Source organism: Kluyvera fluvialis (assembly GCF_059725275.1).
In genome coordinates this window covers 621,182-647,822 of the sequence record NZ_AP046142.1, presented here as the reverse complement: position 1 = coordinate 647,822, position 26,641 = coordinate 621,182, and the positions used below count along the sequence as shown (strand labels likewise).

Below are 26,641 nucleotides of genomic sequence, written 5' to 3'. Positions count from 1 at the left end.
CAGCGCATTCAGGCATTACCTTAATCGATGTACCAGGAATCGTGAATGGAACTACTAACCCAACTGTTAAATGCCCTGTGGAATCAGGATTTCGAGACACTCGCGAATCCCTCCATGATTGGTATGCTCTATTTTGTCTTATTTATGATCCTGTTCCTGGAGAATGGTCTACTTCCGGCCGCCTTCTTGCCAGGTGATAGCCTGCTGGTTCTGGTCGGAGTGCTGATTGCCAAAGGGGCAATGGGCTTCCCACAGACGGTTTTCGTACTGACAGTCGCGGCCAGCCTCGGCTGCTGGCTAAGCTATATCCAGGGTAAATGGCTGGGCAATACGCGTATCGTCCAGAACTGGCTATCACACCTTCCCGCCCACTACCATCAGCGCGCGCATCACCTGTTCCATAAACATGGTCTTTCCGCGTTGCTGATTGGTCGCTTTATCGCGTTTGTCCGTACTTTGCTGCCTACTATTGCGGGCCTGTCCGGTTTGAACAATGCGCGTTTCCAGTTCTTCAACTGGATGAGCGGCCTGCTGTGGGTACTTATTCTGACCACGATCGGCTATCTGCTTGGCAAAACCCCTGTCTTCCAGAAATATGAAGACGCGCTGATGTCATGCCTGATGCTGCTGCCAGTCGTGCTGCTGGTATTTGGCCTGATTGGCTCGCTGGTGGTGGTGTGGAAGAAAAAATACGGTAATCGAGGGTAATTATGGGGTCAAACCGTATCCTGTTCCGCCGGTTTGCATTAAGCCTTAGCGTCATATTGATATTGTGCATGATGCTTTGGCTGTGGACCGCGCTACAGTGCGAAGAGTCCACTTTAGCGATTCGCCCAATCCACCAGGCCAGTATTCCTGATGGCTTCTCCATCTCGCATCATCTTGATGCCAATGGCATTCGATTTAAAAGCATTACCCCACAGGATAATGCGCTACTCATTACCTTTGAATCCAGTGAACAGAGCGCGGCGGCAAAACGCGTGCTGGATAGCACCCTGCCACACGTCTACGTTATTGCGTTGCAGGATGAAAATAACGATCCGACAAGTTGGCTGTCTCTTCTTCGTGATACCTCGCATCGATTTGGCTAGCTACCTTCCAGGATTCCGAATAATTTCACTTACTTTGGTGATTTCTAAATTTACTTACTATGCTTAGTGTTGTGGGCATCGCAACAGATGCTCACTCGCTGGGAAAAGTACATTCCGATGTACTACGCACAATGGAAGGTTCACACATGAAATACCGCATCGTACTTGCGCTCACTCTCGCTTCTCTTAGCGCTAGCGCAGCAGCAACATCGTTATGTCAGGAAAAAGAGCAGAACATTCAACGTGAGATTGGCTATGCCGGAAAACATAACAATCAACACCGTATCGACGGCCTGAAAAAGGCGTTGAGCGAAGTGAAAGCACACTGTACTGACAGCAAACTGCGTGCCGATCACCAGGCAAAGATCACGCAGCAGAAAGACGAAATTCGCGAACGTGAGCAGGACTTGAGAGAAGCCCAACAGACCGGCGATGCGGACAAAGTGGCCAAACGTGAGCGTAAACTGAAAGAAGCCCAGCAAGAACTGAACGCGTTGGAATCCCGAGAGTATTGAGTGGAAACCCTTACAGGAGAGAGATAATGCCTAAAGATTCAACCTCAGAACAGCTACGCGCAGAGTTGAAAGCGCTGTCAGATACACTGGAAGAAGTGCTGAATACTTCCACCGATAAATCCAAAGAAGAGCTGGGCAAACTGCGTAGCAAAGCGGAAAGCGCGCTCAAAGAGAGCCGTGCTCGTCTGGGGGAAACCAGCGATGCACTGGCAAAACAGACGCGAGAAGCTGCGGCAAAAGCCGATGGCTACGTGCGCGAAAACCCATGGACTGGCGTCGGAATCGGTGCAGCTGTCGGTTTGGTGCTGGGCGTTCTGCTGACTCGCCGTTAAGCATGAGCGATTCTCACCACGCGCAAGGGCCGGGTAAAAACGTACTGGGCATCGGCCAGCGTATTGTCACCCTGCTGGTTCAGATGGTTGAGACACGTCTGCGCCTGGCGGTCGTGGAGTTGGAAGAGGAGAAAGCAAACCTCTTCCAACTGCTGTTAATGGCAGGGCTTACCCTGCTGTTTACCGCTTTCGGCCTGATGAGCCTGTTGGTGCTGATAATCTGGGCCGTCGATCCGCAATACCGTTTACCGGTTATGATTGCGACCACGGGCACGCTGCTACTGCTGGCGTTAATCGGCGGCGTCTGGACATTGCGCAAAGCCCGGCGTTCTACGCTACTGCGTCATACGCGCCATGAGCTAGCTAACGATCGCACCCTGCTGGAGAGCGACGAGCCATGAGTTCACGACAGGAGCGAGCGGAACGCAAAGCCGCGTTGTTGCGCCAGATTCAGCAGCAACGGCTGGATCTCAGCGCCAGCCGTCGCGACTGGCTGGACGTCACACAGGTCTACGACAACGGCTGGAGCCGCCTTGTTAGCCTGCGTTCGTGGGTGATGGTCGCCAGCAGCGCGATGGCGGTGGTATCACTGCGCCATCCTCGCTTCCTGGTACGCTGGGCCAGACGCGGTATCGGCGTCTGGAGCACCTGGCGGATGGCCAAAAATCTGCTGCGTAAAGTGAGCTAGTCTCGCGGTTACGCGCTCATCTCATTGAGTTTATCCAACGATAGCCCCGTTGTTTCAGCCACGGTAGTCAGCGCAATACCGTGGCTTATCATCGCCTGTGCGATTTTCAGCGCGGCGAGCGTCTCCCCTACTTCGCGGCCTTCCTGCTTACCTTTTTCATGCTGCAGCTCTGCCCATTCAACCAGCGTTATTTTCATCAGTTTCTCCCTGCTCGGTGGCATTTTGCTCGCCAACTGCCGAAAGAACCCCTCTGGATGGTTGGTTCTTCCGGCCTGAGCCAGATAGTTTATTAACGTATTAAACTGCGCGTCCGTGGTGTGCCCTGCTTGCAGTAGTTTGACCAAATGAGCCGTCATTGCCATCAAATCTCGCCGACGGATATTTTTCTGTAAAAACTCCAGCAGGGCGACGCGCCGATGCTCCATGATGACATCATCTGAAAGCACGGTGATGTCCACCAGCGGCAGCGCTCCTTCGTAGAGTACTCGCGCCACCTCAGGTTCGGCAAACTCATCCAGCCATTTCATTGAGAACGGATACGGACTTTGTTCCCCATGGTAGAACAGAACAGGAATAACCAACGGCAACTTATCGTGCCCAGCCTCAAGATGGCGCTGCATTGCCGCAAAGGCATAGCGCATTAAGCGAAAGGCCATATGTTTATCTGCCGAACTTTGATGTTCAATCAGCGCATAAATGTAGCCCGTGCCATTCTGTGTGCGTATCGACCACAGCACATCAGAATGGCTTGCCCGCAATGCCTCATCGATAAAACTCCCCGACTCCAGATGCAGCGTCTGAAGATCGCAAATGGCGAGCAGTCTGGCAGGTAGATGGACTGCCAGAAAATCACGGACTGTCGGTGGGTGTGACATAAACGTCTTAAAAAGCGCGTCATGCGGTGTAAAAGCGTTGTGATTCACCATGACATCCTGTCCCTCAAGTAGCCCACGGCGAGTATCGGCTGACTTCATAAAGGCATACCAGCAGCTAACTTTCGGTCTGCGAAGCTACTCGGAAAAAAGGTTGCGCTCATACATCATTGCTCAGATTCTTTGAAGATGTTCAACAGTTTTCCTTGCTAACAATTGTTATTCGCCACGGTTATATTTCTCTCCATCGAGAGCAGACACACGCTATCAGTGTGGAAATGCTCAATAAAATGGTTCAATTTCCCGCAAGGCTCTCTGGAGAGAAAGATGAAAAAATTAGAAGATGTTGGTTTCCTGGTTGCTCGTATTCTGATGCCAATTCTGTTTATCACGGCAGGCTGGGGCAAAATCACCGGGTATGCGGGCACACAACAATACATGGAAGCGATGGGCGTTCCGGGGTTCCTGCTGCCGCTGACCATCCTGCTTGAGTTTGGCGGCGGCCTGGCGATTCTGTTCGGTTTCCTGACTCGCACCACAGCGCTGTTCACCGCAGGCTTTACGCTGCTGACCGCATTCCTTTTCCACAGCAACTTTGCGGAAGGCATGAACTCACTGATGTTTATGAAAAACCTGACCATCGCTGGCGGCTACCTGCTGCTGGGTATCACTGGTCCGGGCGCATTCAGTATCGACCGTGTACTGAATAAAAAGTGGTAAGCCACCTATACTGAATGGCTGAATGAAGAAAAAAGCGAGGAGATATCTCCTCGCTTTTGCTATCAGAAGGAGAACATGATGGGACAACTTATTGACGGCATCTGGCAGGATACCTGGTATGACACCAAATCAACCGGCGGGCGTTTCCAGCGTTCAGTCTCCGCTTTTCGTCACTGGCTCACCGCCGACGGCGAAGCAGGCCCAACGGGTAACGGGGGGTTTGCCGCCGAGAAAGATCGTTATCATCTGTACGTTTCTCTCGCCTGCCCCTGGGCGCACCGCACGCTGATACTTCGCACACTGAAAGGGCTGGAGCCGTTCATCTCCGTTTCTGTCGTTCACCCATTGATGCTGGAGAACGGCTGGACGTTTGACGGCGATTTTCCGGCAGCCACCGGTGATACGCTTTATCAGCACTCGTTCTTGTATCAGTTGTATCAACACGCCGACGCGAGCTATTCCGGGCGCGTGACCGTTCCCGTGCTGTGGGACAAAAAGAATCAAACCATCGTCAGCAATGAATCGGCGGAGATAATCCGCATGTTTAACACCGCCTTTGATGCGCTCGGCGCAAAAGCGGGTGACTACTACCCGCAGGCGTTACGCGAGAAAATTGATGAGCTGAATGGTTGGATCTACGATACCGTCAACAACGGCGTCTATAAGGCCGGTTTTGCCACCAGCCAGGCTGCCTACGACGAAGCGGTAGAGAAACTTTTTAGTTCGCTGGATAGGCTGGAGAACATTCTCGATACCCAGCGTTATCTCACCGGTAACCAGCTTACCGAAGCGGATATCCGCCTGTGGACGACGCTGGTGCGTTTTGATCCGGTGTACGTCACGCACTTTAAATGCGACAAGCATCGCATCAGTGACTATCCGAATCTGTACGGCTTCCTGCGCGATATCTACCAGATGCCCGGCATCGCAGAAACCGTGAATTTCGACCATATTCGTCATCACTATTTCCGCAGCCACAAAACCATTAACCCCACCGGGATTATCTCTATTGGCCCCTGGCAGGATCTGGATGAGCCGCACGGCAGGGACGTTCGTTTCCGCTAAGCAAACGGGGCATCAACAATCGATGCCCTGATGCCTTCAGATTGCCAATTCGCGTCTATCATTATGTTGATTGTGTTAAAAGTCAGAGATTAATGGTCAACCGAGGCAAAAAAATGGATTGGTATCTCAGCGTATTACGTAACTATATTGGTTTTGGCGGTCGTGCGCGTCGCAAAGAGTATTGGATGTTTGTGCTGGTGAACGTCATTTTGACGCTGGTGCTGGGCGTGGTGGATAAAATACTCGGCTGGCAGCGTGCGGGTGGCGAAGGTGTCCTTACCACGCTTTACGGTATTCTGGTTTTCTTACCCGGATTAGCCGTTCAATTCCGCCGCCTGCACGACACCAACCGTTCGGCATGGTGGTTGTTGCTGCTGATTATTCCGCTGGTAGGCTGGCTGGTGATTTTGATTTTCAACTGCCAGGCAGGAACGCCGGGTGACAACCGCTTTGGCGCAGACCCGAAACGCAACTCACAATAAACCGCATTTGCCCGGCACGCATCGCGCCGCCGGGTAACCCCAGGCTATTTCACGGCTAACAGCTTTTGGATTTCACGCAGACACCACGACTTGGCCTCGCCCATGCTATCTCGCCGCCAGGCCATAATGATATCAATCTCACTGGTATATTCCGGGCTGACCACACGCAAACGCCCCTGTGCGATGTCGTCTTCCACCAGCGGATACGGCATGGTCGCCACGCCCAACCCCGCCAGCAAAGCCTGACGTTTTTCTTCCATTGACGTCACCGTCAGACGCGGCTGTTTATCCAGTAACTGCACCGTTAGCACCGGGCGCTCGCGGGCAGTATCGGCAATCGCAACCCCACGATATTTCACCCTCGTCACCTCGGAAAGCGGCTCGGCTTCCTGATGGATAGGATGATCCGGCGCGGCAACATACACATTCATCACCGAATACAGCTTGCGAGAGTTTATCTCGGTAGAGGAGCGAAAATGCATGTCCGGCGCAATCACGATATCCGCGCGCCCTTGCTCCAGACGCTCCCAGGCACCGGCCAGCACCTCGGTGATAATCGACAACTGCGTATTGGATTTCAACGCCAGCTTTTCAACCAGCGGGAACAGCGTCGGCGTGGGGATCAGCGCTTCTGCCACGATGGTTAAGTGAGTTTCCCAGCCGCGCGCCAGCGCTTCGGCATCAGTGGTGAGCTTATCCGCCGCTTCCAGCAGCACGCGCCCGCGCTCAAGCAGCATACGCCCGACATTGGTGAATTTTGTTCGATGACCTGAACGGTCAAATAACACCACATCCAGCTCTTCTTCCAGCTTTTGCATGGTGTAACTTAATGCCGAAGGTACGCGTCCCAGCTCATCAGCCGCCGCAGCAAAGCTACCGCGCCTATCGATGGCGTCCATTACTCGTAATGCTTCTAGCGTCAGTGCTCTTTCTTTAGCCATGGCGTGCTCATTCAGGAAATTTGAACATACTGGGCAGAATATCTGGCTAACAATGCAGCGTCCATACCTTTACCATTGATTTAGTGTAAAGGAGGGTCAAGAAGATGATTACCACAAGAACAGCGAAACAGTGCGGACAAGCGGACTTCGGTTGGCTACAGGCACGCTACACCTTCTCTTTTGGACACTACTTTGATCCGAAATTGCTGGGCTACGCCTCTTTGCGCGTACTGAATCAGGAAGTGCTTGCGCCAGGGGCCGCCTTCCAGCCACGTACCTATCCGAAGGTGGATATCCTGAACCTGATTCTGGAAGGGGAAGCCGAATACCGCGACAGTGAAGGCCACCATATTCAGGCGAAAGCCGGTGAAGCGCTGCTGATAGCCACTCAGCCAGGCGTAAGCTATAGCGAGCATAACCTCAGCAAAGAGAAGTCATTAACCCGGATCCAAATCTGGCTGGATGCCTGCCCGGAGCGTGAAAACGCCCCAGTGCAGAAAATAGCGCTGCGCGATGCCACACATCAACTGCTGGCCTCGCCAGACGGCAGCCAGCATAGCCTGCAACTGCGCCAACAGGTGTGGCTGCACCATATTGAGCTGGCGAAAGGCGAGCAGGTGAGCCTACAGCTTCATGGGCCACGTGCTTATTTGCAGTCGATTCACGGCACGGTTCATGCCCTCGCCCACGAAGCGGAAAAACAGGCCTTAACCTGTGGCGATGGCGCATTTATTCGTGACGAAAGCAATATCACCCTCGTGGCCGATACCCCGCTGCGCGCTTTACTGATAGATTTACCGGTGTAGTACACACTTCAGGGTAGCGAGAAAATGAGCAAGAGAAACAATAAAAAACAGCCGACGGTAAAAGCCGTACAGCCGGTGAGTGCGCCAAAAGAGTTCGGTGTTGAAGAGATGCTTAGCGAGCTGGAAGCGATTGTTGCAGAAGCTGAAAGCCGCCAGGCAGAAGAAACCGTAGCAGCCTAAAAAGAGCGGCCCCGACCCGACGTCGGGGCACTCGATTACGCCAGTTTACTGGCCATAATTTCAATCACTTGCTTATCGGTTTGCTGCATTGAATGACAGGCCAACGCACACAAGTTGCTGATGGACTGCTCGACATCGTGCGCCACAATCCCTTCATTGCCGGTCACCGCCGTTTCATCCAACGCCATCAGCACCGCTTTCCACGCCGACGAAACGCTGGTCGAGACTTTCATCGCACAACTGTTAGAAGCGCCATCGCAGATAATCCCGCTGACATCGCCAATCATGCTGCTGATAGCCATCGAAATGGTGCGATAGCTGCCGTCAATCAGCCAGCAGATCCCCGCCGCCGCGCCCATCGCCGCCGTTGTCGCAGCGCACAGCGCCGACAGCATCGGCAATTGATGGTGAATATAAATCGCCGTCAGGTGCGACAAAATCAGCCCGCGCGCCAGTTTCTCCTGCGAGCAGCCCAGGTGCTCGGCCACCACCACTACCGGCATGGTGGCAGTGATCCCCTGATTCCCAGAGCCTGAGTTACTCATCGCGGGCAGACAGGCGCCGCCCATCCGCGCATCCGATGCCGCCGAGGTGCGAATCATAATGTCGCTCAGCAGATCTTTTGCCAGCAGCCCGCGCTCACGCTGGCGCTGCAACGTCGCGCCAATGTGCAAACCATACTGTGCGCGCAGCCCTTCATGAGAGAGCGCACTGTTGAGCAGCGCTGCATCGAGGATAAAGCCGATTTTTTCAAACGCTACCTGTTCGGCAAATTCCACCACCTGCGCCAGCGTCACGTTCTCCAGCGATACCGCCGGTTCCTCCTCCGCGCCGGTACAGGCGCTGGCATCCAGTAGCGTAACGCCATTTTTGACGATACGGACAATCCGCGTATGGCCTCCGGCAATGGTCACCGTGGCGGATTCATCAACGCTATAGACGGTCGCACTGGCATACAGCACTTCGTCGCAGGGTTCCTGAATGGTGACTGAGACTTTACCGCTGGCCAGCAGCAGTTTTCCGGCGGCGATAGCCTCGACCGACGCACTTTTCAGCACTTCCAGCCCAGCCTGTGGGTCGCCGCCCAGCGCCCCGATGGCAGCCGCAATCGGCAGGCCGACCATCCCTGTACCCGGTACGGTGACGCCCATGCCGTTTTTCATCAGGTTAGGCGATACCTTTGCGTCAATATGGCTCACACGACCCGCCAGATGCGAGGCGGCAATGGCGCTAGCCAACGCCAGTGATACCGGCTCCGTGCAGCCCATCGCCGGTTTGACGTTCTGTTTTACCGCCTGAATCAGCGCATCCCACAGCGGGTTCATTGTTACTTCAACCATTTTTACCACCAATCAATCAGGAGAATGCCAGGAACGGAGAAACGCACAGCAGCAGGCCGGTGATGATGATAATCACCAGAGAGACACCTTTGTATTTATGCAGCGCTGGCACTTTATAGACCAGCCAGGCCGGAATCAGACAGCCCACCATCCCAAAGATAGGGCTACAGATTGAGGTGAAACTCAGCACCGGAGCATTAAGCACAATCGCGCTCCAGGCCAGCAAAATGGCGAACACCATGATGCCGCGCTGAACCCATTTCTCGTTGATTTTGTCTTCCGGTATTTTGCGACGCAGCAGGTTAATCACAATCCCCTGAGTGGCTTCGCGAAAGCCGAGATAGACACCGAAGAACGCGGTCATAACCGCAAAAATATTCAGAATAACGCTGACGACCGTGACCCAGGCCCCCGCGCTACCGTTGATAAACTGCGCCGCAATCGCCAGCGCTGAGATATTCTGCTCGTAGGCTTTTACCGCTTCATCGTGGCCCATCGCCAGGGTGAAAGAAACCGCATAGAAAAAGACGGTGACGAACAGAATACCAAAGGCGATATTCATCGCGCGCAGCGCCTTATGACGAGCCACTTCCCGCGATTTTTCCTTTGAGCGATAGGAGATAACCATAGGGCTGAGGGTCTGAATAAACAGAATCGACGTCAGCGTAAACGGCAGCGTGATAATCGCATTTTTAATCAACAGCCCCATCGGCGGCAGAGTACCGGCATGATATAAATGCCACATGCCCACCATCGAAACGCCCAACGCAGCCACCACCAGCAGCTTGGTCAGCACCATAAAGCTGGACACTTTAAACAGCAACTTTTCCCCCCGCGAGGAGATAGCCACCAGCACGCAAATCAGTACCAGGCCATAAAACGGGTTTTCGGACAGCAGCCCGTCGGTGACGCCAAAAGTATGCAGATAAGAGGCGCTGTCGTTGGTGATCGCCGTGGAGTACACGAACATCCAAATAACCAGCATGATGAAATAGAGCGCGCCTAATAATATCCCCCAGTTTTTACCGAGATAACCGCTGATGACGCTCGGGTAGTCTTTGCACTCTGGTGACTCCGCAAGAGTATTAATAAACAGGCGCTGGAACAGATACATCGCCGGATAACCGACAATAGACGACAGCAGGAACACCCACAGGCCCATTAATCCCACCTGAACGGGTAAAAACACAATCCCTGCGCCAATCGCCATCCCGATGCTCATAATCACCCAGCCAACATCGGTACTGTCGAACTTTATCGCAGCCTGCCATTCACTTTCCGACATGCCTGCTCGTGTAGCCGCCGTTGAGGTATGCACGGGTACAACTGATATTGTTTCCATGAAAAATTCTCACTCTTCGTTTGTAGGGTTTATTGTTTTAATTAAGCATGATGTTCCATACATCTTTACATCGCAGTCTTATTAACTGCCTTTTTATAGTGAGCAGATGATAGCGCTGGCTAAGGAGAAAAAAGTTGCCACTCCAGCGGCGGGAAACCTCGCCAGGAGAAAATATTGCCCCAATCAGCGCAATATTAGGCCTTTAATTTCTCCTTTTGTAAAAAAAGAGAGGATTTGCTTATTCCCGGCCCCCCCGGAAAAAACCTAACAAACTGTTTTATAAAGGATTGATGTTCTTCACCACTTTCTGCGCAGCAGCGTGGCGCGGGAGATTCTGTGAGTTAGCGCAAGCCTGTGCGTTAACGAAATGTAACCACCAAGAATGACAAAAAATGATGGTTATCACAGCATTAGCCCGCTTTAGAATATAACACTAATGATTGTGTACATTCGGTAAACAGACAGCAGAATACACTACTGATTTTACATTGATTAGCGGCTGACTGATGGCAAAAAAAACGCCCCTGGCAAACTGACCAGAGGCGTTTCACTCATCGCGAAAAAGAGGCGATTTAAACCATAACTCGCTAATTACACAGCACTTTAATAGCCAGCCCTCCGCGCGATGTTTCGCGGTATTTCTCATTCATATCTTTACCGGTTTCGTACATCGTCTCGATGATTTTATCGAGAGAAACCCGCGCCTCGCTGGTGCGTTGAATCGCCATGCGCGCGGCGTTAACCGCTTTAACGGCATTAATCGCATTACGCTCGATACACGGAATTTGTACCTGCCCGCCGACAGGGTCGCAGGTCAGCCCCAGATTGTGCTCCATAGCGATTTCCGCCGCCATACACACCTGCTGCGGGCTACCGCCCAAGAGTTCAGCAAGGCCGGCCGCCGCCATCGAGGCGGCAACGCCCACCTCCCCCTGGCAGCCCACTTCCGCGCCGGAAATTGACGCATTGCGCTTATACAGCCCGCCAATGGCTCCCGCAGCCAGTAAAAAACGGGCGACGGAGTTGCCGTTGACCGTGCGCCGAAACTTGTCGTAATAGGCCAGCACCGCCGGAACAATGCCACAGGCGCCGTTGGTTGGCGCAGTCACTACCCGCCCACCTGCGGCGTTTTCTTCACTGACCGCCAGCGCGAACATATTAATCCAGTCGATAACATTCATTGGGTCGCTAGAGGTGCTGTCGCTGGAAACAAGCTGCCGACGCAACGCGACGGCACGACGGGGCACGTTCATCGGGCCGGGCAATGCGCCTTCGGTATTCATCCCACGTTCGATACCGGTACGCATCACATGCCAGATTCGCGTTAAACCCGCGTCAATTTCGCTCCGGCTCCTGAGCGCCAATTCGTTTTGCATCATCAAGCCAGAGATAGACAGCCCACTCTCTTTGCACTGCTGCAACAGCTCGCTGGCAGAGTGGAACGGATACGGTACGGGCTGTTCAACGTCAAATTCCTGACCAAACTTCGACTCCTCGACGATAAAACCGCCGCCAATGGAGTAGTAGGTTTGGCTGAGCAAAACGGTGTCGCCGTGTCGGGCGGTGAAGCGCATACCGTTTTCGTGGCGCGCTAGCGCATGGTGGTGGAAAACCACGTCATCGGTAACGGAAAAAGGAATGACCGCAGCGCCTTGTGCAACGGACAACCGCCCGCTGCGCTGTACTGCGCGCATAAACGGCTGCATGGCGTCGATATCCACGCTTTCAGGGCGATTGCCTGCCAGCCCCATAATCACCGCGACATCGGTAGCGTGCCCTTTGCCGGTCAGCGATAACGAGCCATAAAGATCCACCGTCAGGCTGGTGACCTGCGGCAAATAGCCCCCGGCAACCAGCTCGTCGATAAACGATTTCCCGGCGTTCATCGGCCCAACGGTATGAGAGCTGGATGGCCCGACGCCAATTTTGAACATATCGAATGTGCTAATCATATCTGTGACCTCGATACGACTTGAGAGCGGGCTACCGGATGGTAGCCCGATATGACAACGTGCAGTTACAGGCTATCGCCCCGCACGGCGATGGCTTCAATCTCCAGCTTCACATCTTTCGGCAGGCGCGCCACCTGCACACAGCTACGCGTTGGATACGTCGCCTGATGCTCATCGAAAAACTGCTGGTATACCTGGTTGATGATCGCAAAATCATTAAGATCGGTGATAAAGACCGTCATCTTCACGATGCTGCCCACCTCAAGGCCTGCCGCAGTGACGATCGCTTTCACGTTCTCAAGGCTTAATCGCGCCTGGCTTGCCACATCGTCAGGGATCGTACCGCTTTGCGGATCAACCGGGATCTGCCCGGATGTAAAAACCATCTTGCCAAGATCCATCCCCTGTACGTAAGGGCCAATCGCCCCCGGCGCACGCGTGGTTTCAATTATCTTTTTCATACGTTCTCCGCCAGTCAAAGAGCCTGGGTAAAGGTGCGTGAAATAACGTCCTGTTGCTGCTCGCGCGTGAGCGCGTTAAAGCGCACAGCATAACCAGAGACGCGAATCGTTAAGTTCGGGTAGTTTTCCGGGTGTGCAATCGCGTCCAATAGCATGTCGCGGTTCATCACGTTCACGTTGAGGTGCTGCCCGCCTTCTACCGATGACGCTTCATGGTGGAAATAACCGTCCAGCAGGCCGACAAGGTTGGTTTTACGTACCGCATCCTCTTTGCCCAGCGCGGCGGGCACAATCGAGAAGGTGTAGGAGATCCCGTCTTTGGCGTAGGTGAACGGCAGCTTCGCGACCGACGTCAGCGACGCCACCGCCCCTTTGCGGTCACGGCCATGCATCGGGTTAGCGCCAGGCGCAAACGGTGTGCCCGCACGGCGGCCATCCGGGGTGTTACCAGTTTTCTGGCCGTATACCACGTTAGACGTGATGGTCAGAATCGACTGGGTTGGCACGGCGTTACGGTAGGTCGGCAGCACTTTGATTTTCTTCATAAAGCGCTCAACCAGGTCGCAGGCGATGCTGTCAACGCGCTCGTCGTTGTTGCCGTACTGCGGATACTCACCCTCAATATCAAAATCGACCGCCAGGCCGTTTTCATCTCGAATCGGCTTCACGCGAGCGTGTTTGATGGCGGATAACGAGTCTGCCGCCACCGACAGCCCAGCAATGCCGCACGCCATGGTGCGATAAACATCGCGATCATGCAGCGCCATCAGCGAGGCTTCATAGCTGTATTTATCATGCATGTAGTGGATGACATTCAGCGCACTGATGTACTGCACCGCCAGCCAATCCATAAAGTGGTCAAGGCTCTGCATGACCGTGTCGTAGTCCAGCACGTCATCCATCAGCGGTGCGGCTTTCGGCCCCACCTGGATTTTCAGCTTCTCATCCACCCCGCCATTGATGGCGTACAGCAGCGTTTTGGCAAGGTTGGCGCGCGCGCCAAAGAACTGCATCTGCTTGCCAATCACCATTGGACTAACGCAGCAGGCAATGGCGTAATCGTCGCTGTTGAAGTCGGCGCGCATCAGGTCGTCGTTTTCATACTGCAACGATGAGGTCACGATCGATACCTGCGCGGCGTACCGTTTAAAGGCTGGCGGCAGCGCTTCCGACCACAGAATGGTCAAATTCGGCTCCGGCGCTGGCCCCATGGTGTGCAGCGTGTGCAGATAGCGGAACGAGTTCTTACTGACCAACGTGCGACCATCCAGCCCCATGCCGCCAATCACTTCCGTCGCCCAGATAGGGTCGCCGGAGAACAGCGTGTCGAATTCAGGCGTACGCAGGAAGCGCACCATGCGAATCTTCATAATGAAATGGTCGATAAGCTCCTGCGCCTGTTCTTCGCTCAGCAGCCCGGCTTTCATATCGCGCTCAATATAAATATCGAGGAAGGTGGCGGTACGCCCCAGCGACATTGCGCCGCCGTTTTGCGATTTCACCGCCGCCAGATAAGCAAAATAGAGCCACTGCACCGCTTCCTGCGCATTCAGCGCGGGACGGGAAATATCACAACCATATTTCGCCGCCATTTCCTGCATTTGCAGCAGCGCACGGCGGTGCTCGGAAAGCTCCTCGCGCAGGCGGATAGTGGCTTCCAGGTTTTCGCCCCACTCCAGTTTATTTTGCAGGTCGGCAAACTGGAGTTCGCGTTCACGCACCAGATAGCGGATGCCATACAGCGCGACGCGGCGGTAGTCGCCGATGATACGCCCACGCCCATAGCCGTCTGGCAAACCGGTCAGCACGCCAGACTTACGGCAGCGCAGCATATCCGGCGAGTAGGCATCAAATACACCCTGGTTATGCGTTTTACGCAGCGCGGTAAACTGATATTCAAAATCAGCATCCATTTCACGCCCGTAGGCGTCAAACGAGCTTTTGATCATATTGATGCCGCCAAACGGATGCAGCGCGCGCTTCAGCGGTTTCTCGGTTTGCAGGCCAACGATTTTTTCCAGCTCTTTTTCAATATATCCCGCGTCATGCGCGGTAATCGTCGTCGCAATATTGGTATCGAAATCGACCGGTGCGTGGGTCGCGTTCTCAATTTGAATACCCGCCATGACTTTTTCCCACAGCGCGGTGGTGGCAGACGTGGCTTGGGCGAGGAAAGATTCGTCCCCCTCGTACGGCGTATAGTTCTGCTGAATAAATTCACGAACGTTAATTTCTTCTTTCCATTCGCTACCGTTAAAACCGCGCCATGCATCGGCAAAATGCATATCGTTAATATCGATATTTACCTTCATGAAAACTCTTCTCTCAATAATATACACGTCCTCCTTCAAGCAGCCTTAGTATTGGCTACGCTCGTTCACCCGAATCACTTACCTGAATAAGCTCATCGGGTTTTTCTCGCTCGCCGCCTTAAGGCAACTTGAATGATTTTGTGTATGAAAGTGATTAACTCAGGCGTATTCCGCTACCGTATTACTATTTCCTAAACGGATAGCGTCCAGTGCAATCATTTTTTCTTCATTGGTCGGAATAACGGCGCAAACGACGTTAGAACTTACGTCAGAAATAATACGCTCGCCGTTGGAATTAGGCTGGCTATTCATTTCGCTATTCAGCACGACGCCGAATACGCGTAAATGTTCCATCACTAATCGGCGAATCAGTACCGAATTTTCACCAATGCCGCCGGTGAAAATAATACCGTCCAACCGGTCAAGCGACGCCGCATGTCCGGCAATATGGCGGGCAATGCGGTGGACAAAGGTTTTAATCGCCAATTGCGCGCGTTCATGCCCTTCATGCCAGGCTTTTTCCAGCGTGCGGAGATCCGAAGACAGGCCGGAAATACCCAGCAGGCCAGACTCTTTATTCACGATGCGCTCAAGGTCGCTCACCGTCTGGTTAGTCTGGCTGGCAATCCACGCCATTGCGCCAAAATCAACGTCGCCGCTGCGAGTGCCCATCATCAGCCCTTCCAGCGGCGTCATCCCCATGGACGTATCAACGCTCTGTCCGTCGCGTACAGCACAGATAGATGCGCCATTACCGAGGTGAGCAATCACTAACCCAGAGTCCTGCTCCTGCAAGCCCAGTAAGTCATAGGCCTGCTGCGCAACGTAACGGTGCGATGTCCCGTGGAAGCCGTAGCGGCGCACACCGAGTTCTTCGGTGTATTTCCACGGCAGCCCGTAGAGATAAGCCTCTGGCGGTAACGTCTGGTGGAAGCTGGTATCAAACACCGCCACCTGCTTCACGCCTGGGAAAAGATGGCGAGCCGACTCAATCCCGCTGAGGTTGGCATAGTTGTGCAACGGAGCCAGCGGCGAAACCTTGCGGATGCTCTCAATGACCGCATCGGTAATCAGTACCGACTGAGTAAAAATATCGCCGCCGTGGGCAATGCGGTGGCCAATTAAGGCCACACTGTCGATTAAATTACGGTTTTCCAGCTCACTCGAAATGGCCTGTAAAGCGGCTTCATAAGTGGGTTGGGACAGCGGCGAAACATCGCCGCCGTTGACGGATAAACCCGCCTGCTCTGTATTAATACCCTCCGCAATACCTGCCAGTAAGACATCACAGGTATCAACATCCAGTACTGAGAATTTAATAGACGACGAACCACTATTAATAACCAATACAACCGGGAACTCATTCATATTACGACTCCGCTCATCCTGAGCATGGCTAGTTAAAATAACTTATAGACGATATTTAGAATGGTCAGCAGGCCGATAGCGGTAACGAAGACGTTATCCAGTTTGCCACGGTATTTCGCCAGTGATGGCGCTTTACGGATGGCATACATCGGCAGCAGACACAGCAGGGATGCGATAATCGGCGCGCCCATTGCTTCAATCAGGTCCAGAATGTTCGGGTTGGCGTAGGCCACAACCCAAGTCGAACCCATGATGAAGATCATACTGATAGTGTTCAGTTTGCCGGTAGATACTTTTGTTTTATCGCCTTTGTAGCCGAACTTCAGCACCAGGCCGTTCAAGCCTTCCAGCGTGCCCAGATAGTGGCCGAAGAAGGATTTGAAGATAGCGACCAGCGCGATAATAGATGCACCGTATTCCAGAGTCGTGGCGAAGGTGGATTTCTCGCCCGTCATTGAGGAGAAGTGGTTCGCGAGGTAAGAAAGCACCGGAATGTTTTGCGCTTTCGCTTCCGCCATGTTTTGCGGAGAGAGCGTGAACAGGCAGCTAAAGGCGAAGAACATCACCACCGCCACCATCAACATGCTGGCGCGAGAGATAATTTTGGAACATTTACGCTCGGTGAAATCACGGCCAAACTCACCTTCATACTCTTCACGCTTAGAAACCACGAAAGAGGAGACAATCGGCGAGAAGTTAAAGGAGAACACCATGATGGAAATACCCAGCCATACGGTGACCAGAATGCCGTCGTGACCGGTCAGCGCGATATCACTCAGGTTTACCTGATCGATAACCGCAGAGTTCCAGTAGGGAATCAGCGACAGGGAAATCAGCACCAGGCTTGCGATGAACGGGAACACCAGGAAGCTCATCACTTTAACCATCAGGTCTTTACCAAACCAGATGACGAAAGCCATCAACAGCAGCAGAAGCAGCGCCACCAGGCCACGGTTAAGCGCTGGCATTTGGAGCTGGTTTTCCCAAAAAGTCATAAAGGTGTTGGTAATGGTGACGCCATAAATCCACAGCAGCGGACAAATCGCAAAGAAGTACAAGAAAGTAATCACCACCCCGCCGGTTTTACCAAAATGTTCTTCGACTGTTTCGGTGATATTTCCCGACGGATTAGAGCCAGAAAGGCATAAACGCGCCAGCGCACGGTGGCAATAAAAGGCGATGGGATACGCCAGCACCAGCATCAATAAGATAGGAATCAGACCACCGTAACCGGCACGAATCGGGAAAAATAGCACCCCAGCACCAATGGCTGTACCGAATAAACCTAACGTCCATGTGGTATCCGATTTACGCCAGGATGACTCTTTACTTTGGCTAACATTAATACTTTCTGTCGTACTCATAATTTATCCTTGGATTAATGTTTTCGTCATTTTTTAATAACAGGCGGCCACTTTTATAAACACCGTCTGTATATAAATCATCAAGAAAAGGAATTAAGCGCCAACAAACCCAGTAATTTGGGAAACGCGTGAAAGGTCAATATTCCCACCGGAAATAATGCTGACCGTTTTACGGCCTTGAATATAATGGTCTAGTTTACCGCTCAATAATGCAGCAGAGGCTAACGCGCCCGCCCCTTCGGTGACCACTTTATTACGTTGAATTAATGCAATCATGCTGTCACGAATTTCGTCTTCGGTCACCAGGACAATATCATCAACCAATTCACGAACAATTTGGAAGGTCAGCGTGCCAGGGCGAGCCACATCACAGCCGTCTGCCAGCGTGGTGCAGGTACGGTGGCTGGTAATCTCATGGGCATAGAACGATGCCGCCATCCCGTGTACGTTTTCTGACTGCACGCCGATAATTTTAATCGTTGGGTTAATGGATTTAATCGCCGTCGCAATCCCGGCAATCAGGCCGCCGCCACCGATTGGCACGATAACGTTATCGACGTCGTATAAGTCTTCCAGAATCTCCAGCCCGATAGTGCCTTGCCCAGCGATAACCAGTGCGTCATCGTACGGCGGAATGAAAATGCGCCCTTCCATTTCAACAATTTCACTCACTTTGGCGATAGTGTCGTTGAAGTTATCGCCGTGCAGGATCACCTCTGCCGAGTAATCTTGCGTCGCCGCCACTTTCGATTTTGGCGCCCCTTTTGGCATCACGACTTTACCATCAATACCCAGCATGGCGCAGGAGAGCGACACGCCTTGCGCATGGTTGCCCGCCGAGCAAGCCACCACACCTTTACGTCGTTCTGCTTCGGTTAACGCACTCAGCTTGTTGAACGCGCCGCGAATTTTAAATGACCCCGTACGCTGCATGTTTTCAAATTTGAGGAAAATTTCACCTTTACAACGTTCGCTCAGATAATTTGAACGCGGCATCCCGGTTTTATAAATTTTACCGGCCAGTCTTTTTTTCGCGGTCTGAATGTCATCAAGGGTAACCGGAAGATCGTAAGTAATGTGCATCATAACCTCTTATCAGAATAACGCTCTGACGGTAGACAATATTAGGGTTCAGGGCCATTTATGGCTCTGGGGTTCTTTTTAATTTATTGACAGTGCCGTTATCAACACATGTTTAATTCATCGCAGCTTTCTCGGGCCGGGAAGAATATTTCTTCGCCAACTCGACTAATACAGAAGCCGATTTTTTAATTCGATAGTTTTTTGACCAAATAGCTGCATAGCGCGCAACAGGTAATACATCCTCAACCTGTAACGTAATAAATTGGTTAGAACCGAAGGGAGCAATCATATCTCTGGGAATAACGGTCAGGAAACCGGCATTTAATACCAGGTTGTAGATAGTGACAACGGAATCGGTTTTGACGATATTTTCAGTGCTGATGTGATGAAGCTGGAAGGTGGAGAGGAGTTCTTTGTAGTAGCCCATATCGGTTTGCGGGAAGACCCATTGCTCGTTGGAGAGCGACTCAAGCGTGACCGTTGAGCTGCACGTTCGTGACCTGGATGCCACCACCACAAATTCAGACTCGAAGAGCGGTTCTACCTGCAAATCCTGAAGCTGCATTTCATCACTTAACGTACCGATCGCAAAATCTAACCGCCCATCGCGCAGCGCGGGTAAAAACGAGGAGAGCTGGGCTTCGAACATCGTGACTTCAGCAACCGGAAATACCTCTTTAAAGGTTTTAATCATCTCAGGCAGGAAGGTGAAGCCGATAAGCGACGGGTAGCCGAAAGAAACATCCACCACGCTATTGCAGCTCAGGCTGTTCATTTCGTTAACCATATTTTTCATTTCGCGAGTAATAGACTCAGAGTAGCCGAGCAACACCTGGCCCGCGCTGGTCAGCGTGACGCCGGTGTTCTTACGCACCATCAGCTCAATGCCAAAGTTAGATTCGATATCGTTGATAATTTTACTGACCGCCGGTTGGGTAAGCCCAAGCTGTTTTGCAGCCGAGCCAAAAGAGCCACTTCTAATAACTTCCTGAAACACGACCAGATGTTGTGTTTTTGGTAGAAGAACATTATCCATTTTTCTTTTCCCCTTTATTTCCATTCGGCGAGGTGGATTCTATTAAATATGTGCAAGTAAGATGTGTGCTATCACTCACAAATTACTTTAAACCCTTCTATCCCGGCATGACAAATAAATAAAAACACGTTCAAAAACAACAAATTAACACTGATTGAATATGGTATTACACTGACTTTTATCAACAAAAATAAGGTGTATGAATTTATTTTATGGCGATAATAAATGAGATTTCAGGCTACTGAAAAATTAAACTAAGAGATTGTCATTCAATCAATTTAAGGGTATTTTTTACACTATATCGTCGTATTAATATTATTTTAATAAATAAAAAAAACTGATAAAAAAAGGCAATATCAGTCGGTTTTTCCGAGCCATGTCACACATTCTCAAACGAAAAACACATCGATATTAATATATTCAGGTCATTATCATTAACAAAACAAACGCATTCACGAAACATATAGAAAAAGTAAGCTCGCTAATTTCATCCCGTTTTTCGTCAAGTCAAACAGGAAAAATGCGGTAAAATCAGCACAAAAAACCAGTCAAAAAGGTCAATGCAGCATTTTGTGCATCATGTCGCATTTCTGAGAAATGATGGCATTTGTCACATCTCAATAGCGGCCTTTCGGGAAGTTCTGGTAACGGTTTCGGAAACTATCGCACCAACGCCCAAAAGCAAAAACCCCGCCGAGGCGGGGTTTTTTAAGAAGTGAAACTGACCGATAAGCCGGGTTCTGTCGTTGGACAGTCATTCATCTAGGCCAGCAATCGCTCACTGGCTCAAGCAGCCTACCCGGGTTCAGTACGGGCCGTACCTTATGAACCCCTATTTGGCCTTGCTCCGGGTGGAGTTTACCGTGCCACGGACTGTTACCAGCCGCGCGGTGCGCTCTTACCGCACCCTTTCACCCTTACCTGATCCCACTTGCGTGGGCCATCGGCGGTTTGCTCTCTGTTGCACTAGTCGTGGGCTGTTACACCCCCCAGGCGTTACCTGGCACCTTGCCCTATGGAGCCCGGACTTTCCTCCCCTCCGCCCGTCTCCCCCGAAGAGGACGACGACGAAGCGGCGACTGTCTGGTCAGCTTCGGCGCGCAGTATAGAGGGTTTGCGCGGCGATGTCACCTTTCCATCAGCATCCTGATTAGAATTGCGGCGGCGACATTGCGAAAGGTCTAATATGTTGGGCTGAATCTGCTCCACTCGATTGTGGATGTGGCAAGCGAACCTTCTCGGATCAATAGGCCGGCACAACCAACTAGCAATGTTTAACCCTACACTGGCGGCTTGATACAATCGAATCCTCGACAAAATATTATCGGGACAGCAAAAAGGCAGCCCAGCTTTCGTTACACCAAGATTAAAAAATAACTACAAAAGTAATCAAATAACCGCCAGGTAGATTATTCCCACCATAGCATCAAGAATGAAAATATTAATTTACCTCATCATTTAATGTACCCAGAGAAGATAAAAAACGCCACTGACTCGTTTAAATAACAAGCATAAGCGGTGCGAATATAAATAAACTCTGAAAGCTATTCGAATAGCTCTACTAGTGATTGTTTAACTACCATACCCTTGCCACAATATCATTTGTAAGATTTAATATTAAATTAGTTATTAATCTAATATTAAAGATTCATATTTATCAATGAACGCAAGGATATAATAAACGACATGAATGTTATTAAAAAAACGCTAATAGCCTCTTGTTTGGCTATGTTGGCGGGTAATGTGATGGCTACCGACGGTACGATTGAATTTACCGGCGAGATCCTACTCAACACCTGTCAATTTGCCAACGGCGATGTAGTCAATGTGGAACTCGGACATTACAGTGTTGACCAATTCAAAGGGGTTGGCGATCGCAGCCCAGCGATTCCGTTTGATATCCCATTAACGGGTTGTCCAACGACAGAATGGCAGCACGTAAATGGTAGTACCGATAATTCCTTCCAGGTTTGGCTGGAAACCCGCACCAACGGTACCACCGGGGCCAACAATGAACTGGTTAAAGTGAGCGGTGCAACCACGGAGACAACTGCAACAGGAGTAGGCATCCGTATTGACTCCGTCCAGCATAACAACACCCAGATGGCATTGAATAAACTGAACACCCCTGGCATCACATTCACGCCAGAGGTCGATGGCACTGCGACAGTGGGCCTACAGGCTTATTACGTTGCCACCAATGCACTGGTCACTCCAGGGCAGGCCAATGCCACCGTGGACGTGACTATCGATTACCGTTAATCATTCCCCCGTCTCTTTTGCTGGCTGTTGGCGGCAAAAGAGACATTTTTCTCACGGTTAAGGATAACTACAGTGAAAAATAAAATAGCCTGCGCCCTGATGCTACTGCTGAGCTTCTGGGGTAGCCAGAGCATAGCTGGGGGCATCGTTCTTGAAAAAACCCGCGTTATCTACGATGCAGACAAGAAAGAGGCTGCATTACCCGTTGCTAACCGCAGTGAGAAAATGCCCTATTTGTTACAATCATGGGTAGATACCGCAGAGGGGTCATCACGAGGCCCATTTATTATTACGCCCCCCTTATTCCGTCTTGAAGCAGGTGATGATTCATCGTTGCGAATAATCAAATCCGAAGGGGCATTGCCTGAAGATAAAGAGTCGCTGTTCTTCGTCAATGTCAGGGCCATACCGGCGCAAAAAAAATCAGAGGTAGATAAAGCCAATACACTGACATTGGTTTTTAAAACGCGAATTAAACTTTTTTATCGTCCTAAAGGCCTAAAAGGAAAAGCGTACGATGCTTATAAAACCATCGAATATAAACGAATAAATAATACATTGGATGTATATAACCCTTCCGAATATTACGTCGTATTCTCAGGGTTATCACTGGGTAAAACTGAACTGGCGGAGGAAATAAAATATATCGCCCCCGGCCAACATAAACAACTGGCTCTCCCCGCAGGGACAGGCAACACCGTGAAATGGGCCGCAATTAATGATTATGGTGGGCAAAGCAATATAGAAACCCGTACGTTGCCGTAATACCAAAGACATTATTGTTAACCCCATTAAGGAAAAATGAGCTTTCATGGAATGAAAATAAACGCAGCGAAAAAGAATCCTCCGCCGTGGGCAATAAAAACTCTGGCTTGTTGGATAAAAATCGCATTTTCCAGCGGCTGCCTGGTCACGGGCTGCGCGTGGGCGGATGATTATTACTTTGATCCTTCTCTACTGGAAACCAGCAAAAGCGGCCAGCATGCGGTGGATCTTTCTACCTTTTCCCGTAAAAACGCACAGCTTCCTGGCGAGTATATCGTTGATATTTATGTTAATAAAAAGAAATTAGATCAGCGGAGAATCCCTTTCGTTGCCAACGATAACAATCAGTTAGTCCCGCAGTTTACCATCGGGCAATTGCGAGAATTTGGCGTTAAAGTCGATAAGTATCCACCGCTCGTGGGGCTGGATTCACAAGCACTCGCTACCGATCTGGAAAAGGTTATTCCGGGCTACAGTAGCGCCCTGGATATCAACCACGGACGCTTAAATTTGAGCGTGCCACAGACAGCGCTGTATCGCGATGCAAGGGATTATATTGACCCCTCACGTTGGGATAGCGGCACTCCTGTACTATTCACTAGTTATAGTTTCACCGGCTCGCAAAGCCGTTACGACAGCGGCGACAGCAACGAACGCCAATATTTGAATATGCAGAATGGCGCCAATATTGGCCCCTGGCGATTACGTAACTATTCTACCTGGTCGCGCGATCGAAACAGTTCACACTGGGATAGCATTAATAGCTGGTTGCAGCGAGATATTAAGCCGCTGAAATCTCAACTTGTTATCGGGGAAAACGCGACTGATGGTTCCGTATTCCCCAGCTACCAGTTTACCGGCGCGCGTCTCTATTCTGATGAATCCATGCAGCCCAATAGCCTACGTGGCTTTGCCCCGACCATTCGCGGTATCGCCAACTCCAGCGCCATCATCACGGTGCGACAGAACGGCTATACCATTTATCAGAGCAATGTCCCGGCAGGGGAATTTGAAATTAACGATCTCTATCCCTCTGCATTTAGCGGTGACTTAGACGTAACAATAGAAGAAGCCGACGGCACAACACGCCATTTTACTCAACCCTTCTCAGCACTACCGATGATGCAGCGACCAGGCCATATCAAATACAGTGCTACCGCAGGGCGGTTCCGGGCAGACAACGCTCGGGACAGTAAGCAACCAGAATTTGTAGAAAGCACGATAAGCTATGGCCTGAGTAATATGCTCACACTGTACAGTGGCCTGACGGTCTCAGAAGACTACAGAGCGCTGGCGCTGGGCATCGGCAGCACGCTCGGAGCGCTGGGGGCGATTTCAATGGATATCGGCAAGGCCGATACCCAATTTGATAATGGCGATAGTGATAGCGGCTACGCCTGGCGCACTCAGTACATCAAAGACCTCGTGGAAACGGGCACCAGTCTGTCGCTTGGCTATTACCGCTACAGCAGCACAGGCTATTTTAGTTTCGCTGACGCGAACCAAAAAAATATCACCAGCAACGACCGCCTGCGTAACGAAATTCAGTTAAGCGTAAGCCAGAATATTTATGACGGCATCAGCTTCTATACTTCCGGTTCACAACAAGAATATTGGAACAGCACGCAAAAAGACAACAACCTGTCAGTGGGCCTGAATGGCAGTCTGTGGGGCATTGGCTATAACCTAAGCGGCCAGTTCACCGACTATAACGATCGTGAAAGCGATCGTTCGCTGTCGCTGAGTATCAGTATCCCACTAGATCGTTGGCTATCTCATACACAAGCAAGCTATCGGGTGACCAGCCAGAAAAATGAATCTACCCAGCAGGAAATTGGTCTCAACGGCTCAGCGCTGGAAGACCGTCGTCTAAGCTACAGCTTGAGACAACGACAGAGCGCTGATAACGACAGGACGGGCAGCAGCCTTTACGGTAGCTATCGTTCGGCTTATGGCACGCTGAATGCTGGTTACGATTACAGCGCCAATAGTCGCCAGCTCAGCTATGGGCTCTCCGGCGGCATCGTCGCCCATCGTCATGGCGTGACCTTATCGCAGCCGCTGGGTAGTGCTTTCGCGCTGGTTGATGCCAATGGCGCATCAGGCGTGCGGGTGAAAAATTACCCCGGCATCGCCACAGACCCCTTTGGTTACGCAGTTATCCCTTATCTGACGCCTTATCAGGAGAACCGCATCATGCTGGATACCACCATGATGCCCGACAACGTAGATGTGACCGAAACTGTGCAGATTGTCGTTCCCGACAAGGGCGCGGCGGTGACAGCACGTTTTAACGCGCAAACTGGCTATCGGGTATTAGTCAAACTGACGGACGGCCAGGGTAGAGCGTTGCCATTTGGCGCGATGGCCAACAATGTAAACCAACAACAGCCAGGTATTGTCGATGAAGGCGGTCTGCTTTACATCACCGGCGTGAACAGCCAGCCGCAAACCTGGACCGTAAGCTGGGGTAGTCAATTAGATCAACAATGCCAGTTTGCCTTCAGCCTGCCGGAAAGCAACAAACGCCAGGCTTCGGTACTCAGCGGATCGGCACAATGTCGTTAAGGAAAACGAAGATGAAAAACATCCGGCCTAGTGCAGGTATCGTGCTAGCCCTAGCTTTACTTGCCGCCGCGCCAGCCCATGCGGTAAATGGCGAATGTCATGCTACAGGCCAGTTTAGCGCCAACGTCGACAACGAATGGACGGAAGAGCAAAACTTCATAGGGTCAACCCAACAATTGCCCTCTCCTCTCGCCGGAAATGCCTACCAAATAGAGTGTAGCTGTAACCCAGGAACACAAGTCGCACTGTCCTATTTCGTGACCAGCGCGCTGGCGCAGGGAGGTCAATTGAGTGGGTATTATCATCTCAATGACAACCTGGACATTAAAACCGAAGTTAACGATATCCCCGATACAACAGGCCCCGTCACACCGTTAAACGTCAGGCCAACGAGAGAACTCCTTGCCTACAAAGCGGGCAATGAACATGGCAGCGTGTGCCGTGACGATCCACCAGAATTACGCGCCGCCCCAAGTACAGTTGGCTCGCATACCACCCTAACGCTGTACGTGACAAAACCGTTTCTGGGGGAATTGATTATTCCCGATACCCATGTTGCTTCTATCCAGGCGGCATGGAACACCACGGTAGGAGCACCACCGTTCAGTGTTCTCAAAGATATTGCCGAACTGCATATTCAGGGACGAATTATCATACCGAGTAACTGTAAGATTAATCAGGGCGATACCATCCAGGTTGACCTTGGTTCGATTAATGCCAGCCGGTTTACTACCAAAGACCACCCACCGGAAGGCTACAATCCAGTCCAGTTCGAGATTGCTTATGATTGTGGAGATACTTCGGCGAGCAAAAACGATTTGTCAATGCGTATAGATACTCCAGACCGTTTCAGCCAGTATGTGCTGGTAGCCCGCCGACGCCCCGACAATGTACCCGACATCGGCATCACGATGGTTAACCTAACAAACGGTAACAACATCAGCATTCCAGTCTATAACGGGCAAATCGATATTGACCCCTCAGGCAGAGGGAGCACCCTTATAGAGGCTTACCCGATTAATCTGGTCGGCGGTGCGTTAGAACCGGGTCAATTTCATGGCTCCGCCACCATTACCGTTGAGGTACATTGAAACCA

General features: G+C 51.5%; 26 protein-coding genes and 1 other RNA gene. 15 read left to right on the top strand and 12 right to left on the bottom strand.

Annotated features, from left to right (window positions below):
• Positions 1-45: 45 nt before the first annotated feature.
• From yqjA to AC6I4B_RS03155, 6 genes are all read left to right on the top strand, one after another.
• Complete coding sequence (gene yqjA / locus AC6I4B_RS03180; RefSeq protein WP_497769543.1) at positions 46-708, top strand: DedA family general envelope maintenance protein YqjA; 663 nt, start codon at positions 46-48, stop codon at positions 706-708.
• 2 nt (positions 709-710) lie between these two features.
• Positions 711-1,091: an EnvZ/OmpR regulon moderator MzrA gene (gene mzrA, locus AC6I4B_RS03175; RefSeq protein ID WP_497769542.1), complete on the top strand. Its 381-nt coding sequence runs from the start codon at positions 711-713 to the stop codon at positions 1,089-1,091.
• Positions 1,092-1,237: 146 nt separating this feature from the next.
• On the top strand, positions 1,238-1,606 hold the full coding sequence (locus tag AC6I4B_RS03170; protein ID WP_497769540.1) for a DUF1090 domain-containing protein: 369 nt from the start codon (positions 1,238-1,240) through the stop codon (positions 1,604-1,606).
• A gap of 26 nt (positions 1,607-1,632) precedes the next feature.
• The gene (locus AC6I4B_RS03165; protein WP_497769538.1) at positions 1,633-1,938 is read left to right on the top strand and encodes an ElaB/YgaM/YqjD family protein; all 306 of its coding nucleotides are present in this window, start codon (positions 1,633-1,635) and stop codon (positions 1,936-1,938) included.
• Positions 1,939-1,940: 2 nt separating this feature from the next.
• Complete coding sequence (locus AC6I4B_RS03160) at positions 1,941-2,339, top strand: phage holin family protein (protein WP_497769537.1); 399 nt, start codon at positions 1,941-1,943, stop codon at positions 2,337-2,339.
• Positions 2,336-2,626: a YqjK-like family protein gene (locus tag AC6I4B_RS03155; protein WP_497769535.1), complete on the top strand. Its 291-nt coding sequence runs from the start codon at positions 2,336-2,338 to the stop codon at positions 2,624-2,626. The genes AC6I4B_RS03160 and AC6I4B_RS03155 overlap by 4 nt, the downstream gene beginning before the upstream one ends.
• An 8-nt stretch (positions 2,627-2,634) precedes the next feature.
• Here the strand turns inward: AC6I4B_RS03155 and AC6I4B_RS03150 are convergent, their stop codons facing one another.
• The gene (locus AC6I4B_RS03150) at positions 2,635-3,552 is read right to left on the bottom strand and encodes an Rpn family recombination-promoting nuclease/putative transposase (RefSeq protein WP_497771915.1); all 918 of its coding nucleotides are present in this window, start codon (positions 3,550-3,552) and stop codon (positions 2,635-2,637) included.
• Between the two features lie 273 nt (positions 3,553-3,825).
• Between AC6I4B_RS03150 and AC6I4B_RS03145 the strand changes: the two genes are divergently transcribed.
• The 3 genes from AC6I4B_RS03145 (at position 3,826) to AC6I4B_RS03135 (ending at position 5,765) form a co-directional block, all read left to right on the top strand.
• Positions 3,826-4,218, top strand: a complete 393-nt coding sequence (locus tag AC6I4B_RS03145) for a DoxX family protein (protein ID WP_062774307.1) — start codon at positions 3,826-3,828, stop codon at positions 4,216-4,218.
• A 78-nt stretch (positions 4,219-4,296) separates the two neighbouring features.
• On the top strand, positions 4,297-5,283 hold the full coding sequence (locus AC6I4B_RS03140) for a glutathione S-transferase family protein (RefSeq protein ID WP_497771913.1): 987 nt from the start codon (positions 4,297-4,299) through the stop codon (positions 5,281-5,283).
• Between the two features lie 113 nt (positions 5,284-5,396).
• Entirely contained in the window at positions 5,397-5,765 is a 369-nt protein-coding gene (locus AC6I4B_RS03135; protein WP_497769533.1) for a DUF805 domain-containing protein, read from the top strand.
• A 44-nt stretch (positions 5,766-5,809) separates the two neighbouring features.
• Here AC6I4B_RS03135 and AC6I4B_RS03130 read toward each other — a convergent pair whose 3' ends face one another.
• Complete coding sequence (locus AC6I4B_RS03130) at positions 5,810-6,706, bottom strand: LysR family transcriptional regulator (RefSeq protein WP_497769531.1); 897 nt, start codon at positions 6,704-6,706, stop codon at positions 5,810-5,812.
• Positions 6,707-6,810: 104 nt separating this feature from the next.
• Here AC6I4B_RS03130 and AC6I4B_RS03125 point away from each other — a divergent pair, with 104 nt between their 5' ends.
• Together AC6I4B_RS03125 and AC6I4B_RS03120 are read left to right on the top strand one after the other, a co-directional pair.
• A complete protein-coding gene (locus AC6I4B_RS03125; RefSeq protein WP_497769530.1) occupies positions 6,811-7,512 on the top strand; it encodes a pirin family protein in 702 nt (233 codons plus the stop codon).
• Between the two features lie 24 nt (positions 7,513-7,536).
• Positions 7,537-7,692: a protein YhaL gene (locus AC6I4B_RS03120; protein WP_497769528.1), complete on the top strand. Its 156-nt coding sequence runs from the start codon at positions 7,537-7,539 to the stop codon at positions 7,690-7,692.
• 35 nt (positions 7,693-7,727) lie between these two features.
• On the opposite strand, the gene AC6I4B_RS03115 is transcribed toward AC6I4B_RS03120, so the two are convergent.
• The 10 genes from AC6I4B_RS03115 to rnpB all read right to left on the bottom strand — a co-directional run bounded on the left by AC6I4B_RS03115 (position 7,728) and on the right by rnpB (position 21,045).
• The gene (locus tag AC6I4B_RS03115) at positions 7,728-9,032 is read right to left on the bottom strand and encodes an L-cysteine desulfidase family protein (protein ID WP_497769526.1); all 1,305 of its coding nucleotides are present in this window, start codon (positions 9,030-9,032) and stop codon (positions 7,728-7,730) included.
• A 16-nt stretch (positions 9,033-9,048) separates the two neighbouring features.
• The gene (locus tag AC6I4B_RS03110) at positions 9,049-10,374 is read right to left on the bottom strand and encodes an SLC5/6 family protein (protein ID WP_497769525.1); all 1,326 of its coding nucleotides are present in this window, start codon (positions 10,372-10,374) and stop codon (positions 9,049-9,051) included.
• Positions 10,375-10,961: 587 nt separating this feature from the next.
• Positions 10,962-12,326, bottom strand: a complete 1,365-nt coding sequence (tdcG, locus tag AC6I4B_RS03105; protein ID WP_497769524.1) for an L-serine ammonia-lyase — start codon at positions 12,324-12,326, stop codon at positions 10,962-10,964.
• Between the two features lie 65 nt (positions 12,327-12,391).
• Positions 12,392-12,787 (bottom strand): enamine/imine deaminase, encoded by a 396-nt coding sequence (locus tag AC6I4B_RS03100; protein ID WP_497769522.1) that lies wholly within the window; start codon positions 12,785-12,787, stop codon positions 12,392-12,394.
• Positions 12,788-12,801: 14 nt separating this feature from the next.
• Positions 12,802-15,099 carry a formate C-acetyltransferase gene (gene pflB, locus AC6I4B_RS03095; RefSeq protein WP_497769520.1) on the bottom strand — a complete coding sequence of 766 codons (2,298 nt, stop codon included), beginning with the start codon at positions 15,097-15,099 and terminating at the stop codon, positions 12,802-12,804.
• A 159-nt stretch (positions 15,100-15,258) separates the two neighbouring features.
• The gene (gene tdcD, locus AC6I4B_RS03090; protein ID WP_497769519.1) at positions 15,259-16,467 is read right to left on the bottom strand and encodes a propionate kinase; all 1,209 of its coding nucleotides are present in this window, start codon (positions 16,465-16,467) and stop codon (positions 15,259-15,261) included.
• A 32-nt stretch (positions 16,468-16,499) separates the two neighbouring features.
• A complete protein-coding gene (gene tdcC, locus AC6I4B_RS03085; RefSeq protein ID WP_497769517.1) occupies positions 16,500-17,831 on the bottom strand; it encodes a threonine/serine transporter TdcC in 1,332 nt (443 codons plus the stop codon).
• Between the two features lie 93 nt (positions 17,832-17,924).
• Positions 17,925-18,914: a bifunctional threonine ammonia-lyase/L-serine ammonia-lyase TdcB gene (gene tdcB / locus AC6I4B_RS03080; RefSeq protein WP_497771911.1), complete on the bottom strand. Its 990-nt coding sequence runs from the start codon at positions 18,912-18,914 to the stop codon at positions 17,925-17,927.
• 112 nt (positions 18,915-19,026) lie between these two features.
• Positions 19,027-19,950 carry a transcriptional regulator TdcA gene (tdcA, locus tag AC6I4B_RS03075; protein ID WP_497769516.1) on the bottom strand — a complete coding sequence of 308 codons (924 nt, stop codon included), beginning with the start codon at positions 19,948-19,950 and terminating at the stop codon, positions 19,027-19,029.
• Positions 19,951-20,663: 713 nt separating this feature from the next.
• An RNA gene (gene rnpB, locus AC6I4B_RS03070) (RNase P RNA component class A) lies at positions 20,664-21,045 on the bottom strand.
• A gap of 591 nt (positions 21,046-21,636) precedes the next feature.
• Between rnpB and AC6I4B_RS03065 the strand changes: the two genes are divergently transcribed.
• The 4 genes from AC6I4B_RS03065 (at position 21,637) to AC6I4B_RS03050 (ending at position 26,636) form a co-directional block, all read left to right on the top strand.
• The gene (locus AC6I4B_RS03065; protein WP_497769515.1) at positions 21,637-22,212 is read left to right on the top strand and encodes a fimbrial protein; all 576 of its coding nucleotides are present in this window, start codon (positions 21,637-21,639) and stop codon (positions 22,210-22,212) included.
• Between the two features lie 99 nt (positions 22,213-22,311).
• The gene (locus tag AC6I4B_RS03060) at positions 22,312-22,977 is read left to right on the top strand and encodes a fimbrial biogenesis chaperone (protein ID WP_497771910.1); all 666 of its coding nucleotides are present in this window, start codon (positions 22,312-22,314) and stop codon (positions 22,975-22,977) included.
• 51 nt (positions 22,978-23,028) lie between these two features.
• Entirely contained in the window at positions 23,029-25,545 is a 2,517-nt protein-coding gene (locus AC6I4B_RS03055) for a fimbria/pilus outer membrane usher protein (protein ID WP_497769513.1), read from the top strand.
• A gap of 11 nt (positions 25,546-25,556) precedes the next feature.
• Positions 25,557-26,636 (top strand): fimbrial protein, encoded by a 1,080-nt coding sequence (locus tag AC6I4B_RS03050; protein ID WP_497769511.1) that lies wholly within the window; start codon positions 25,557-25,559, stop codon positions 26,634-26,636.
• Positions 26,637-26,641 lie beyond the last annotated feature (5 nt).

Coding starts and splice junctions, on each gene's coding strand:
- yqjA (WP_497769543.1), top strand. CDS start 46: ATGGAACTACTAACCCAACTGTTAAATGCCCTGTGGAATCAGGATTTC.
- mzrA (WP_497769542.1), top strand. CDS start 711: ATGGGGTCAAACCGTATCCTGTTCCGCCGGTTTGCATTAAGCCTTAGC.
- AC6I4B_RS03170 (WP_497769540.1), top strand. CDS start 1,238: ATGAAATACCGCATCGTACTTGCGCTCACTCTCGCTTCTCTTAGCGCT.
- AC6I4B_RS03165 (WP_497769538.1), top strand. CDS start 1,633: ATGCCTAAAGATTCAACCTCAGAACAGCTACGCGCAGAGTTGAAAGCG.
- AC6I4B_RS03160 (WP_497769537.1), top strand. CDS start 1,941: ATGAGCGATTCTCACCACGCGCAAGGGCCGGGTAAAAACGTACTGGGC.
- AC6I4B_RS03155 (WP_497769535.1), top strand. CDS start 2,336: ATGAGTTCACGACAGGAGCGAGCGGAACGCAAAGCCGCGTTGTTGCGC.
- AC6I4B_RS03150 (WP_497771915.1), bottom strand. CDS start 3,552: ATGGTGAATCACAACGCTTTTACACCGCATGACGCGCTTTTTAAGACG.
- AC6I4B_RS03145 (WP_062774307.1), top strand. CDS start 3,826: ATGAAAAAATTAGAAGATGTTGGTTTCCTGGTTGCTCGTATTCTGATG.
- AC6I4B_RS03140 (WP_497771913.1), top strand. CDS start 4,297: ATGGGACAACTTATTGACGGCATCTGGCAGGATACCTGGTATGACACC.
- AC6I4B_RS03135 (WP_497769533.1), top strand. CDS start 5,397: ATGGATTGGTATCTCAGCGTATTACGTAACTATATTGGTTTTGGCGGT.
- AC6I4B_RS03130 (WP_497769531.1), bottom strand. CDS start 6,706: ATGGCTAAAGAAAGAGCACTGACGCTAGAAGCATTACGAGTAATGGAC.
- AC6I4B_RS03125 (WP_497769530.1), top strand. CDS start 6,811: ATGATTACCACAAGAACAGCGAAACAGTGCGGACAAGCGGACTTCGGT.
- AC6I4B_RS03120 (WP_497769528.1), top strand. CDS start 7,537: ATGAGCAAGAGAAACAATAAAAAACAGCCGACGGTAAAAGCCGTACAG.
- AC6I4B_RS03115 (WP_497769526.1), bottom strand. CDS start 9,032: ATGGTTGAAGTAACAATGAACCCGCTGTGGGATGCGCTGATTCAGGCG.
- AC6I4B_RS03110 (WP_497769525.1), bottom strand. CDS start 10,374: ATGGAAACAATATCAGTTGTACCCGTGCATACCTCAACGGCGGCTACA.
- tdcG (WP_497769524.1), bottom strand. CDS start 12,326: ATGATTAGCACATTCGATATGTTCAAAATTGGCGTCGGGCCATCCAGC.
- AC6I4B_RS03100 (WP_497769522.1), bottom strand. CDS start 12,787: ATGAAAAAGATAATTGAAACCACGCGTGCGCCGGGGGCGATTGGCCCT.
- pflB (WP_497769520.1), bottom strand. CDS start 15,099: ATGAAGGTAAATATCGATATTAACGATATGCATTTTGCCGATGCATGG.
- tdcD (WP_497769519.1), bottom strand. CDS start 16,467: ATGAATGAGTTCCCGGTTGTATTGGTTATTAATAGTGGTTCGTCGTCT.
- tdcC (WP_497769517.1), bottom strand. CDS start 17,831: ATGAGTACGACAGAAAGTATTAATGTTAGCCAAAGTAAAGAGTCATCC.
- tdcB (WP_497771911.1), bottom strand. CDS start 18,914: ATGCACATTACTTACGATCTTCCGGTTACCCTTGATGACATTCAGACC.
- tdcA (WP_497769516.1), bottom strand. CDS start 19,950: ATGGATAATGTTCTTCTACCAAAAACACAACATCTGGTCGTGTTTCAG.
- AC6I4B_RS03065 (WP_497769515.1), top strand. CDS start 21,637: ATGAATGTTATTAAAAAAACGCTAATAGCCTCTTGTTTGGCTATGTTG.
- AC6I4B_RS03060 (WP_497771910.1), top strand. CDS start 22,312: ATGCTACTGCTGAGCTTCTGGGGTAGCCAGAGCATAGCTGGGGGCATC.
- AC6I4B_RS03055 (WP_497769513.1), top strand. CDS start 23,029: ATGAAAATAAACGCAGCGAAAAAGAATCCTCCGCCGTGGGCAATAAAA.
- AC6I4B_RS03050 (WP_497769511.1), top strand. CDS start 25,557: ATGAAAAACATCCGGCCTAGTGCAGGTATCGTGCTAGCCCTAGCTTTA.